This window comes from Gracilimonas mengyeensis (assembly GCF_900182705.1).
Classification (GTDB): domain Bacteria; phylum Bacteroidota; class Rhodothermia; order Balneolales; family Balneolaceae; genus Gracilimonas; species Gracilimonas mengyeensis.
In genome coordinates this window covers 117,293-130,555 of record NZ_FXTP01000001.1, presented here as the reverse complement: position 1 = coordinate 130,555, position 13,263 = coordinate 117,293, and the positions used below count along the sequence as shown (strand labels likewise).

The window sequence follows — 13,263 nt, the reverse complement described above, 5'->3', positions numbered from 1 at the left end:
TTACGATGAAGCATATTTTAGTTGCTTTTGGGACCCGTCCCGAAATCATAAAACTGGCACCAGTCATTAGAGCCCTTGAAAATACAAGCAAGGTCAGTGTTCTGCATTCCGGACAACATCGGGAACTTGCAGATCCGCTGCTTTCATTGTTTGATATTCAGCCGGATGAGAACCTTGCTATTATGAAACCCGGTCAGGATCTGTTTGATTTGACGGCAAACCTGATGCCCAAGCTCAAAGATGTATTGAGTAAAAAGGCCCCCGATTACGTAATTGTTCAGGGCGACACTACTACCTCATACCTTACTGCTCTTGCAGCTTTTTACCTAAAAATCCCCGTACTGCATGTGGAAGCTGGTCTTCGGAGCCATGACCTCTACAATCCCTTTCCCGAAGAGATGAACCGGAAACAGATTTCGGTGATAGCTTCCCATCATTTTGCACCAACAAAACTCAGCCAGCAAAATCTCTTGAAGGAAGGCGTGCCAGAAGCATCTGTAAGCATCACCGGCAATACCGTTATCGATGCCTTGCATATGATCAGGAAGATGCAGGATTTTACCAGTCACAAACCGGAGCTGTTATCTGATATCAATCCGGAAGAAACTCTCATACTTTTAACCGCACACCGGCGAGAGAATCATGGCACTCCCCTGGTAAATATATTTAAAGCGGTGGAAAGCATCCTGAAGAAACATACCCACGCCAAGGTAGTATTTCCGGCTCATCCAAATCCAAACGTGAAAAAAGCAGTAGATGCTTCCGGTATTTCCAATGATCGCTTTTTGATGGTTGAGCCACTGGATTATCTTCCTTTTCTGCACCTGATTGAGCGGGCTGATTTAATTCTTACGGATTCGGGGGGCATACAGGAAGAAGCCGCGGCTTTGGGAAAACCTGTTTTAGTGTTACGAAATGAAACCGAACGACAGGAACTCATCGATGCCGGTTTAGGAAAATTGGTAGGCAGTGATACTGCAAAAATTATTGAAGAAACCGGCAAGCTCCTCACCTCTCCTTCTGAGATTAAAGCCACTGATGTTTTTGGAGATGGACAAGCTGCCAGACGTATCGCTGATTTCATTCAGCAGTTATAATAAAGTCGGTTCGATATACCATCTCAACTTTTACAGTAGTTGCTGTACATTTTAGATATTTCGATAGTACTCTGAACAGTAAGACCCCGAATGGGGTCAAACAAGAATAGCCCCGGTTAAGCCTGTGTAGTCTCTCCCGCTTGCGGGGAGCTAACAGGCGCAACCCGGGGTTGATAAAAATGAGAACACCAAGCTTCGCCCATAAGGTGAAGCGGGCAATTATTTCAATCGAAGCTTTAGCAAGCTATCTCCAAAGTCCCTTTCGCCCAACCCTCGACCAGCATTCATCACTCAAAAACTTGCAAGCCTCGGGTTTATCTTTTTGGTATTGCTTACCCAGGGTTACATCTACTTAAGTGGATGTAACCTTGGGCTATTATTGTATGTCCCCATTCGGGGACTAGCTTACAAATGGCAATCGAATTACTGACATCTTCACTTTTTTAACTATAATCCTGAAACTCTTCTTCCATCTCTTGCTGAAAATCATCCCTGAAAAACCGAATAGTACCCACTACGATCCCTTTCAGAATAAAAATCGAAAAGACAGCCATGAGTCCGTATTCCTTAAAAAGCACAATTAATAACAGATAGAATACAAAGAGTACGATGTTGCCTTTTTTGTTGCGAAGGGTGTTTCGGTCAAAACGGGGAATTTTGTCAAATGGAATGGTACTCACCATTAGGAATGAAATCACTACTACAATAGGAATTAGTACAGAGTTAACGCCATTTTCAAAAAAGGAAAAAAGCTCGCTAGAGTTGCGGAAGGTCAGAAAAAATGCCCCAAGAATGATGGCCTGAGCCGGGATAGGCAGTCCTATAAAATGATCCTGACTGGGTTGCAGACGTGCATTTACGTTGAAACGGGCCAAACGTACCGCCCCACACAAAGGTGGCAAAGCACTTACAATGATGCCCACGAGTCCCAATTCATGCAGTGTCCAGGTGTAGATCAAAAAGCCCGGTGCCACTCCAAAAGAAACCATATCACAAATAGAATCCAGTTCGATGCCAAAATCACTGGTGGCATCAGCCAGGCGGGCCATCAACCCGTCAAACACATCAAACAAACCGGCTAAAGCAATAAGCCAGGCACCTCGTATAAAATCTCCGTCTGATACTGAGATAATCGCAAGGAAACCCGAAAACAAGTTCATCAGGGTAAAGAAGCTGGGAACCGCAATTTTTTTATTTACGGGCGGCAGGTTTTTTTTACGCCTTTTCCTGCGCTCTTTAAAAGAATGATACTTTTTTTGAATGGGGTATTTCATGAAAAATCTAAAAAATTTAGAACGTGCCCAATAGTACGCATTAATATAATTAGTTACTCAGCGATAAGGCATAAGTAATGCCTGCTTTTACACTTGCAAAAGGAACCAATAATATGTGAAATACCAAAACTGAGTTTTGAAAAGAATTGTTTAAGGCACATAAAAAAACCCCGGAAGAAAGCTCCCGGGGTCTGATTATTCTCTAAAAAGGAGTCTTTATGAATTCAGGTTAATCAGAATCATGATTTCAGTTATGCTTTCAACCATGGCCTCATTATCTGAACCAAATATGTTCTCAACGGTAGTCTCTATACTGGTATAGAAATCCGTATAAATGTTATTGATCATTGAAGCACTTACTGAGGACGAAATAGAGCCGGAAAAATCTGCTTTCGCTCCATTTGGACCATTAATCTGTGAGTCAATTTCCAGGATCAATGCAGCTTCAAAAACTCCATCACTTTCTATTATACTTCTTATGTCTTCATGATAGCTCTCAAAGGCAGCTTCAATGTCTCCCTGAATACCATTACTGGTTTCTATCGCAGATTGAAGCTCCAGACCAGCATCGGCAATAGCCTCCTGCGATGAGTCATTCATCTCATCTGCTTCTGCTTGTACGGCCAGATCTAATGCAATAGCAGTAATAGTTGAGGCATGAAGTCTTGCGTCTTCTCTTACGTCTGCTTCAACATCACTCATACTGTTAATGGCTACACGGCTCCACATCTCGATCGCTTTAGCTGTGGAAGAAGCCTCCAGTTCAGCTGCAGCGTAGGCATCAACGATGGATTGAGTAAACACTTCATACGCTTCCTGGCGCGCTTCGGCATTGGTATTGGCCTCTAATTCAGCTTCAAGGCGAACCTGGGCTTCTGCAAGTTCCTCGTAAGTAGTTTCCAGTGCTGCTTGTGAATTATTCTCAACATGGACGGCAAAAAACTCTGCCCGGGCTTCCGCTGCGTGTTCCAGCGAGGAAGCAATGTTTGCTGCTGCAGATGCATCCGATTCGATATTGGCAGCGGCTTCACTTGAGATCATCGCTTCGATATCTGATTTCTGGACGATGTCAGAATTTCCAGAGGCTATTACTTCCGCATACACTTCTGATTCGGCTGTATATTCCGTGTTCAGTGTTTTTAAAGTGTAAGTTTGTCCGTTTTCTATTTCTGAGGAAAGATAGCCCTTAAATTCTTGTCCTTCATTTTCTGCCACTACTGCTATGTTATTGGCAGTTTCAGCATCCACGGTAAGGGTAAAGTTTCCAGAAGCATCTACTTCTGTTTCTGATCCTTCAATGATTGAAAAAGATCCGTCTGAATTTATTCTGGCAGCAGACACTACGTAGGCATCGCTTTGTACGGCTTTAGCTTGTTGCTGCTGAACAGAACCTTCAATAATTGCTGAATTACTATCACTGTTACTGCTGGAATCTGAAGAACAGGCAGATCCTAATAAGCCTAATCCCAATATAAAAACCGACAGCTTGTGAAAATTTAATTTAGTCAAATTCATATCTGATATATTTTTTATTGATGTTCATTCCCTTGTAAAAGCTAAACGAACACTTGTTCCAATATCTAATAAATGAATAAGAAAAAATTAGGTTAAAGAAAGTAGAATCAATTATATATGTAAAATAAAATTTTTCCCATTATAGTGATAAGGGCGGAGACCCAGATCAAGCCGGCTTCGAGATAGGAGTTCTTTTGAAACGTTTTTTTGAAGATAAAATTAACGTGCAATGGTATGGGCGTAGATGCAACAAATTCCATCATTCGGCTCAGCGTGAGCAAGAATATAGCATTTGCTGATGCCAGAGCCAGGTGATGGAATAGCCCCCGGGCAGCAAGATAAAATCCAACACATCAATCACCCCGTTTCTCTCTTAAAAAACATCAAGTCTTTACACCGGAAAATGGAATGATGGATTTGGCTGTATTTCCCTCATTAACCTGAATTCAAGATAACATCTCAACTTTCACTGTAATTGCTCCGGCCTTCAGGCCGGTGAAGAATGAAAAGAAAAATGAAGCTTTATCCCAATGGAGCTACAAAATTATTCGTTCTACAAAGCTTTGGCACTATGGGGCTTTTACTATTTTTGTAGCAACCCTCGACAAACGTATGGACTTTAGTACCATCAAAATTCGGGTTCTTTATAATATAAAAGGAATATTTTTTCACCGCCCTGAAGGCCGGAGCAATTTATTTCTCATCCCGAACTCCCGTTAATTAACATATTAGCTATAGTTAACCGTGAATATTTATTGGATTTAAAAATTATCTAACACAGATTAAAAACATCTAAGCACATTTTAATCGTAGAAAGGCGAGTTTAGAAAAAGTAAAGGGAGGCTGGCTCTCAACCCGCCTCCCCTGATACGTTGGCTTTTGGGGTACAATATTTATTAAGCTATGATGCTTCACGGCATTGTAGCTTTTTTTATTTCAATTGTTCCAAAGTTTTTTCTTTAATCCGCTGTGCCGTTCAACTGAATTTTCGATGGCTTTTCGGAGCACTTCTTCTTCGGCTAAAATGAGGGTGTCTTTCCGTGCACGTGTCACTGCAGTATAGATAATCTCTTTTGATAAAACAGGGTTCATTTTATCCGGGAGAATTATTGCAATTTCATTGAACTCTGAGCCCTGGCTTTTATGAATCGTAATGGCGTAAGCCGGCTCGTAATTCATCAAACGGGCAGGTGCTACCTTTAGTGCTTTTTCACCTTCAAAACTGATCCGTGGAGTTTCCTCACCCTGACATATTCCAAGCTCACCGTTTTTAACTTTTAGAACACTATCGTTTCGAGTACTCATTACAATACGCCCGGCATACCACTCCTGACTTTGTAAGAGTCCTTTTCTGTGTCGGATTTTTCGTTCCGCCTCCCGGTTAATTTGCTCCACTCCAAAAGGTCCGCGCCGTAATGCACATAGTATTTTTCTTTGGTTTGATTGCGCAAGCTGTTCGTTTTCGGCATGACCGGAATAGTTCTCAAAATGCTGCACGGCATAAGTGTCAATCAAAGCTTTCATATTCTTGTTCGACAAACCCTGCCAGTTCAAGTCATCATACCGATCACTTTTTAAGAGCTTCAGAGCCTCTTCCGTATCCGAGCGGTTCACAGCATTTGCAAATTTCCCAATGCCGCTTTCTTCCCCAAATCGATAGCTCTTGGTAAGAAATACTACACAATCATTGATAACCGGATGTTCATCAACAGAGTCTATCTGCATACCGGTAATCCGTGCAATCTGCTGAGTGACAGGAACAGAAAAGCTATTGTCACCGGCACAGATATCACCCAAAATAGAACCCGATTCTACCGAAGCCAGCTGATCTTTATCACCCAATACCACCAATTTGGTGTCTTCGTCCAAAGCCTGCACCAACCGAACCCACATGGTAATATCCAGCATAGAGGCTTCGTCTACTACCACCAAATCATACGGAAGCTTATTTTTGGTGTGATACCTGAACTGATTTTGCCGGTACCCGGCTCCCAACAGTTTATGAACGGTCAGAGCTGTCTCTGGTATTTCAATCTCCTCTTGAACTGGTTCTGGCAATTGTGCCTTTCCTGCTTCAATTGATTCAATCAAGCGTCGGGCAGCCTTACCGGTAGGCGCTGCCAGAGCAATACGAAACTTGTCATCCGAAGCGGCCATGGCCTGGGCTGCAATGATATTCAATACCGTATAGGTTTTTCCAGTTCCGGGCCCTCCAGAAATAACCACCATGTCTTTTAAGAAACTTAGACACAGTGCCACCTGTTGCCAGTTCACCTCAAATAAATCAGCTGCGGGTGCTGCCAGTTTCCGGATAATCCGCTCCTGATCGGCAGTAATGGTATTGGTTTGATGTGCTTTTTCGGTTAACCACCTGGCAAGTTCTTCTTCATACTTCCAAAACCGGTGTAAATATAAACGGCTGTCTTCTAAAACAAGTGGACTCACTTCTACCCCGTCACTCACCCATTCACATTTTTCCAGCTGATGCAGCCATTCTTTTTTTAGCTGGTCAGATATTTCCATGCCGGAAGAAGGATCACCAAAAACAAATCCCGATAGTTTGCTGATGTCCAGGCACACATGACCCTTTTGCTGGGCATTCAGGCAAGCCGCAGCCGCCCACTGCACGGCTTCCGGGGTTTCGGGATACAAGTTCAGCAGAAACCGGACAAATTCCGTTTCGGCCCCGAAAATAATTTCCTGTTCTGCCAGCTGTTCCAGTGCTTGTATTACCTTGCTCTCCATCACTTCACTCCTTGCTCAAGGTATTCGTTCATAGCAGTAACCAGTGAGGTATCCGGTTTGTCAAAATATACTCCGGAGCCTTCCTTGCCGGGTTCAATTCCTCTTAAGAATAAGTACATTACCCCGCCAAAATGCTTTTCATAATTGTAATTTTTTTTGCGGGCTGAAAGAAAGCGATGCACAGCCAGCGTATAAATATGATATTGCAGATCATAACCCGCCGATTGCATTTCTTCTTGAATGTGTTCTGCTGAATAATCGGAATAAGTGTTTCCCAGATGATTGGATTTATAGTCCAGGATATAGTATTTGCCGCCGGCTTCAAAGATCAAATCCACAAAACCTTTCATAAAACCCGAGACAGTTTCTATATCACTAAAACCAGGTGCTGTTCCCCGAATAATTTTCCAGAGTTCACTGGGTTGCAGATTGTTTACCGGGAAGTAAAACTCCATCTCTTTTAAAACAGAAGGTTCATTCAAATCAGCCAGGCGTATTCCCTGTGTATTTAGAGGATGATCCAAACTATTCCGAATCCATTTCAGTACCGGAGGAATCCATTTCTCAGAAAAACCATGATACTCGAGATTGTCTTCAACGGCTTCCTTCACTGTACTTGAATCCGAAAACACCACGTCCTCAAAAATCTTATGCAAACAAGTTCCTGCCTGTGCACCCCGTGGAAATCCAAATGGATCCATGGTATTTGGTGGTTCCTGCAAATGTTCTTCACCAGCATCATAATCGTGTTCTTCAGATGGTGCCCCCTGATCTTGATGCCCATATAGAGATGAATAACTTAGCATCCTGGGATAGTCAAATACATCTTCCCTGCTGAATTTACGGGCGGGCGCAAGTTCCTTAACCTGTTCCTCTGTTTGATCCAGTGCTTTTTCATCAGGCTCTATCGGAGGCCGGCATTCAACTTTATCGCATTCCTGAAGTGACCGGATAATGGCATCGTAATCCACGCTTGTTTCTGAATTTCCTTTGACGAGCGTAGCCAGGGCTGAATCGCCTATCTTGTTGAAATTGGGTACTACCATGTAGCAAGCCGAGATAGACCGTGTGAGGGAAACATAGGCCAGACGAACGTCTTCTGCCTGAGTTTGCTGATAATGCAATCGATGAAATTGCTCACTTTGGGCATGTTCTACCTTGGGCATCAGTTCAAGACAATTTTCACCGGCTTTATGAAAACGGATGGGGCTGTTGCTTTTACTGGCCTCCCGCGGCGGAATCCACAGAAACGGACAAAACACTATGGGAAATTGCAACCCTTTGGCCGAGTGCATGGTAGATATCTGAACCAGGTCTTCATCACTTTCCAGCCGGAGCTGTTCTTCTTCCGAGCCACCACTTTCCTCCTGCCGTTTTGTAAAGAACCATTTGAGCAATGTTTTTCCACTCAACTTCTGTTCCTTTTCGGCCGCGGACAGCAAATCACTTAGGTGATAGAGATTCGTAATGCGGCGCTCAGCATCCGGATAATTTGCCAGGTTTTCCAAGACCCCATATTCATTGAACAACCGGTTGCACAAAGCCTCAATGCCCCGGTGCTGCCAGGTATCTTTCAGAGAAAGAAATCCTTCAATGATATCAGCCCAAACCGTTTCGTCTTCCAGCAAGTTGATGAGATCTGATGCCTGATAGCCAAGCATGCTTGTACTCAGCGCCGCCCTGATACCCGGTTCATATCCTGGTTTTTGGATGGCTTTCAGCACCCGCAAAAGTTCATCGGCCTGCAACGTTTTAAACACACTGGTTTTTGATTTAAGCACGCTGCTTATTCCCCGCGACCGAAGCTCATTTTGCAAGAGATCACCATGCCGTGCTTCCCGTACCAAAATGGCAATGTCCTTTTCCTTCACCGGGCGGACTGCTCCGGTGGTATCCTTCAAACTAAAATCGCCCTTCAGTACATTCTGTATTTCATCACAAACCGCAAGAATAATCTTTTCAGACAGATCACTTTTATTGGTTTCTTTATCCGATAAAGTAATACACTGCAATGGATTAATTTCATCACCTGATATATCTATCAAATATGAATCCGAATCTTTTCCTTTTGGATGTCCTGCCGGGTTGAAGATTAAATCGTCAAGTTTAAAAGGATGATCTGAAAGAGAGAACACAGCATTCACAGCAGAAATCATATGGGGATTAGACCGGTAATTATCCTGCAATGAATAGGCCTGCCCGGCATCTGCATCGCTCCGGGCTTCCAGGTAAGTATAAATATCCCCGCCCCGGAATCCATAAATAGCTTGCTTGGGATCTCCAATCATAAACAGGCCCGTACCACCTCGCTGATGATACATTTGCCGGAATATGCTGTACTGAACAGGATCCGTATCCTGGAACTCATCAACCAGCGCCAAAGGATACTTTTGGCTTAATTTTTTTGCCAGACTCCCGGAAGCATCCCTTTTCAAACCTTTATCAACTGACTCAATTAAATCATTGTACGAAAGCAGGTTATGACTCTTCTTAAAACGTTCAACATCTTCCAGTATGCGTGAAATTGACGCGATCACAAAGGCCGGCTTCAGCTGCTGCAATTGCGCGCTTAATACCAGGAAATCCTGGATGTGATCCATGAATTTAAAATGCGGAGGATCGTATTTCTTGGTCCCCGCTCCGTCTATGAAATACTCGCCATACTTATCTAACCGGTTAGGTATGCTAATTTTAACAGGGTCTGTAGCCATCCATTCCTGCAACATATTCAGATCATGCTCCAGGTAATTCTTTCTGAATTTATTCCCATTTAAATCTCCACTTAGCAATACTTCTCTGAACTCCGCCTTCTCCTTTCCCCATCGTTTTTTCGCTTGCTCATGCGTTTCATTTAATTGCGTCAACAAATCTAAGAGAGACCTGAGGTCCGGCGAAGACGGCTCGAGGATGGCATAGGATTGCCCCATCACAGCCTGCACGCCCACCATTAATTCATCCGGACCAAAGCCTTCGTCGGTTAAAAAATCCAGTAATTGATAATCCTCACGCGTCTGCAAATCTTTCCGGATAAAAGATCGCCAGTAGGCATCCACTTGATCCTGAATCAACTCTGATTCATCTGTTAGGAGCTGAAACTCTGCCGGCACATCAAATTGCAAGCTGTACTCCGCCAGTACCCGGTTACAAAATCCATGAATGGTGAAAACAGCAGCTTCGTCAAAGCTGTCAATAGCTTCTTTGAGTTGTTGCTTCGCATTGGGATATTCTTTCTCGGTTAGCGTAAGCAAAAAATCATCGTCTCCGTCATACCCGCCTTCTACCGCTGCAAGGCTTTCCCGCATTCGCCGCCTGAGGCGCTGCTTCAATTCAGCTGTTGCCGCCTCGGTAAAAGTCATGACCAAAATCTGAGAGGGAGTTAAATTTCGCTCGATGATAGCCCGCACGTACAGGGAAGTGATATTATGGGTTTTCCCGGTTCCCGCACTAGCCTCAACCAAACTAATGCCCTGAAGCGGTGCCTCGAATACATCCAATCTGTTTAGTGATTCCATTAACCCGCCTCCTCTTTAGCCATCAAAAATGGCTCCCAGATCTCCAGTGCATTCCTATTGAAAAACTCACTGGCAATGAAATCATGATCTTTCCAGATCAGGTGATTGTAGAAATCGGCAGAATCCGGATTGGGGCTGAACCTTCCACCCAGCCACGACTTCCGGGCCTTCTTCATCGCAGAATCGTACTCGCCGGTTTTCTTAAATTCTTCCGCATACGCCTTTGAAGTATCCGGAAAGAAGCAAAGCTTGTGCAGCCAGGGATCGTCGCGTAGCAATAGATTTATAAGCTTCTCAAGCGCTTGTTGTGCAATGTGTGAGGCTGGAATCTCCAGGACTTCCGGCTTTTCATTCTTCAAGGAGATAAAAACGATATTTTGCAAAGCCACACCTGCATTCAGCCATAAAAGAGCTTCTATCCACCAGCTTATTTCATTTTTGGCCTTACGCTCGGCCGGACGGTAATGCACCAGGCTATCACCATATACACTCCCCAAGGTTCCTGAGATTCTCTTACCCGCAATTTCCAGATCGATGCCTCGCTTCAGCTCCTCTCCGGCCGTGTATTTTTGCACTTCCTCCACAAATCCGGATACTTCCTGTTTCCTCAGGTTAAAGATTTTTTCACCCTGCATGGCTTCGGGTATCAGCGGATAGCGCTGGGCGTATTCCAACAATTGTTCTTCTTCAAGATCCTCCACCAATCCTTCAGCCAAAAAGGTCCTTAACTGATAGCGTTCTAACCCTCCTACTTTGAAAAGCTCACGGTCGGTAATGTCATTAAAATTGTCGTAGTCAAATAATTGTAAATAATTTTGTACAAAGTATTTAGAGGGATGAGTGAAAAAGTAAATAAGATCCTGTACCGTAATTTCTTCATCCTGAAACAGATTTATTTCTTTGAATGATTCTTCCAAAAAGGGGGCCGGCTCATGCTGCTTTAATTTCAGAGTTTTAGCAAGATGATGACTCAAGCCCGAATAAGTATCTGCTTTTCCCTGCTCAAAATACCGGCTGTTGAAGGCATGTAAATAGTGACGTTTCACAACTTTGTCGGGCTCCTTACTCTGGCTTTCCAGTAGCTGCTGCACCAACATGGACGGAAGCTTCTGAGAATCACTGCGAGCCATAAAAGCCTGGTAACAGATGTGCAGATGTTTCCGGGCCGACTCCAGGATTTCCAGAAACAAACAAGCATCATCTTCTTTTAAAATCCGGTCACCGGGCTTGGGGTCATCATAAATTAAATCAAATTCAGGGCGAACGGCTTTCCGGGGAAATACCTCTTCATTCATCCCCAAAACGCCAATGAAAGCAAAAGGCACCGAACGATATGGCACATACGAACTCACCCGTATTCCCTGCCCATAACGGGCCGTACCGGAGTCTTGTGCATTGAGTTGAGCCTGCAGCCAATTTCTGATCACTCCAAAAGAAACCTTCTGCCTTGTTTCAGCCAGTTCAATGTGAGCCTCTAATTTTGCTAAAAATGTCAGCAACTGAGTAAACTGCCGCTCATCCGCCCCGTTACTTAGAAAACGCTCCGCCCATTTATGGCACAGATCCATCCATTCATTTGCCGTTCTGGACGACTTTGCCTCTTCGTCGCTTTCTTTCAATAACTGAATGAAAGAAGAAAAACGAGCGGAGAGATTAATGCCTTCGGAAGAACCAACTCCCTCAAAAGGGACCACACCTTCATAAACCAAATGCTTAGGCAGCTCAAGGCTGTAACCCGCCATCAACTGACTTATCCCCTTCTTCCAGCTGTAGAGTTCATTAAAATCCTCACCAAGACCCCAGAAAACTTTATTCTCAACAGCCCATTCCTCCAGCACATCCAGCTCAGACTCCGAGAAATCAAAATGCTTACGCACCGGTTCAAGCTGCAAAAACTGTAGCACCTCACTGGCTTTAAAGTCGGACAGTAACAACTCAAGAAAATTTGACATGGCATGAGGAACTGAATCCCGGTCCCCGCCCAGCAGTCGGGCGATGGGAAGAGACGGCTGTTGCTCACTGTTGGAGAAAATCGCCTCCAATATACCGGCGTACTCCTGGGCATCAGGTACCATAATCAGGATATCATCTACCGAAAAATCTGGATGCTCATCTAAAAATGATAAAACCTCATCTTTCAAAACCTCCACTTCCCGCCGTTTGTTATGACAGGCATGAACGTTCGGTTTTATGGAAGAAAAAGATTCCGAAGCTATCACCTTTTGCTCAAAAGGAATCTGTAATTGTTCGTTGATAGCGGTTACCAAATCATGTTGCTCCCGCAGCGGTTTATTCCATTTTTGTCTTAACTCCTCAGGTAAACTTGAGTCCTCTTCTTTGGGCTGATACCGTAGAAAATAATGAACTTTTTTTGCATCACCCATCAATGAACTAATTTCTATAAATGGTTTGGGTGCATGGGATAAACCAAAAATATAAATGAAATCTGGCAGGACTTTCAGAAACTCTTCGTCTGTCTTCAACCACGTTGAAAGCTCCCTGAATGCCGCTGAACGACGCGGAATATCTTTGGTGATATCTGACGATTTCCATCGCTCATTTAGTCGCCGCCATACCATCAACTGCCAGCCTTCATGTCGGCTTTGGGTTGATGTTTTTCCTTGTAGCCAGCGCTCCATCATAGCGGGACGGTACATCTGGTACTGATCAAAATTGTCTGCAATACGGGCACAAAAATGAAATCTTTTTTGAACCGTATCGGAGTCGATGTTATAAAGCGGGATCTTCTTTAAAAGACTTGGTTCTTCAGAAAACATCTCAAACAATGCCCACTGCATGGCATTCAGGTCAGCGGGAAGCTGTCGGGGGATTTCAGGCTTTTTCAATCGGTATAGCACCCACAAAAACTCAGAAGGAAATATGAAGCGAAAATTACCGGCAATGCCTTGCTGCTCTGCACATTTTAAGGACAACCATTCTTTGATTTCATTGTTTTGAACAATAATCCAGGGTTGCTCTAAAGGGTTGTCAGGAAGACTCTCCCCCATGACTTCGAAAAAATGTTGAGCGAGTGATTCTAAAGAATGTGATTGATAGAGATGGAACATAGCCGTTTTTTGATGTTCCACAGTATAAGAAAAGCAGTGAAATTGACGAAAA

Annotated in this window: 6 protein-coding genes; 1 reads left to right on the top strand and 5 read right to left on the bottom strand. The window is 43.8% G+C overall.

The features are described 5' to 3' along the window. The first annotated feature begins 5 nt into the window (after positions 1-5). Positions 6-1,097: a non-hydrolyzing UDP-N-acetylglucosamine 2-epimerase gene (gene wecB, locus FN815_RS00555; RefSeq protein ID WP_142452645.1), complete on the top strand. Its 1,092-nt coding sequence runs from the start codon at positions 6-8 to the stop codon at positions 1,095-1,097. Between the two features lie 443 nt (positions 1,098-1,540). Here wecB and pssA read toward each other — a convergent pair whose 3' ends face one another. From pssA to FN815_RS00530, 5 genes are all read right to left on the bottom strand, one after another. Beyond that, a complete protein-coding gene (pssA, locus tag FN815_RS00550) occupies positions 1,541-2,371 on the bottom strand; it encodes a CDP-diacylglycerol--serine O-phosphatidyltransferase (RefSeq protein WP_142452644.1) in 831 nt (276 codons plus the stop codon). Positions 2,372-2,587: 216 nt separating this feature from the next. Continuing rightward, complete coding sequence (locus tag FN815_RS00545; protein WP_142452643.1) at positions 2,588-3,886, bottom strand: hypothetical protein; 1,299 nt, start codon at positions 3,884-3,886, stop codon at positions 2,588-2,590. Positions 3,887-4,822: 936 nt separating this feature from the next. Further along, complete coding sequence (gene recD, locus FN815_RS00540; protein WP_142452642.1) at positions 4,823-6,631, bottom strand: exodeoxyribonuclease V subunit alpha; 1,809 nt, start codon at positions 6,629-6,631, stop codon at positions 4,823-4,825. Further along, complete coding sequence (gene recB / locus FN815_RS00535) at positions 6,631-10,143, bottom strand: exodeoxyribonuclease V subunit beta (RefSeq protein WP_142452641.1); 3,513 nt, start codon at positions 10,141-10,143, stop codon at positions 6,631-6,633. The genes recD and recB overlap by 1 nt, the downstream gene beginning before the upstream one ends. Further along, the gene (locus FN815_RS00530) at positions 10,143-13,232 is read right to left on the bottom strand and encodes an exodeoxyribonuclease V subunit gamma (RefSeq protein WP_142452640.1); all 3,090 of its coding nucleotides are present in this window, start codon (positions 13,230-13,232) and stop codon (positions 10,143-10,145) included. Before FN815_RS00530 ends, recB begins: the two co-directional genes overlap by 1 nt. Between the last annotated feature and the right edge of the window lie 31 nt (positions 13,233-13,263).

What these genes read in the sequence shown, in the direction of transcription:
- recD (WP_142452642.1), bottom strand. Translation starts at nt 6,631, where the DNA reads ATGGAGAGCAAGGTAATACAAGCACTGGAACAGCTGGCAGAACAGGAA.
- pssA (WP_142452644.1), bottom strand. Translation starts at nt 2,371, where the DNA reads ATGAAATACCCCATTCAAAAAAAGTATCATTCTTTTAAAGAGCGCAGG.
- wecB (WP_142452645.1), top strand. Translation starts at nt 6, where the DNA reads ATGAAGCATATTTTAGTTGCTTTTGGGACCCGTCCCGAAATCATAAAA.
- FN815_RS00545 (WP_142452643.1), bottom strand. Translation starts at nt 3,886, where the DNA reads ATGAATTTGACTAAATTAAATTTTCACAAGCTGTCGGTTTTTATATTG.
- recB (WP_142452641.1), bottom strand. Translation starts at nt 10,143, where the DNA reads ATGGAATCACTAAACAGATTGGATGTATTCGAGGCACCGCTTCAGGGC.